A 288-nucleotide genomic window follows, 5' to 3' on the forward strand; every position below is an offset into this window, starting at 1 on the left:
AAAAAAACAGCTTAATATGATGTCACACAAAAATAAGTATCATTTAGAATTTCCTTTTTAAGGAATGAATAAATAATACGTTTTATGTAGTTACTTTATCCTTAGTCGGAATAGAGTGACACGACAGAATTCATTGAGCAGATGTCTTTTCTTGGTTCACTTAGGTGAGTTAAGGTGAGCATCACAAACGATTTTTAATTGAAGAGTTTGATCATGGCTCAGATTGAACGCTGGCGGCAGGCTTAACACATGCAAGTCGAGCGGTAACAGAGATAGCTTGCTATCTGC

1 rRNA gene is annotated in these 288 nt (G+C 36.1%); it reads left to right on the forward strand.

Annotation, left to right across the window (positions count from 1 at the left end):
* Positions 1–195: 195 nt before the first annotated feature.
* Positions 196–288, forward strand: a 16S ribosomal RNA gene (locus H4J61_RS02245); the annotation flags it as partial.

It is taken from the genome of Colwellia sp. MB3u-4 (assembly GCF_014077065.1).
Classification (GTDB): domain Bacteria; phylum Pseudomonadota; class Gammaproteobacteria; order Enterobacterales; family Alteromonadaceae; genus Cognaticolwellia.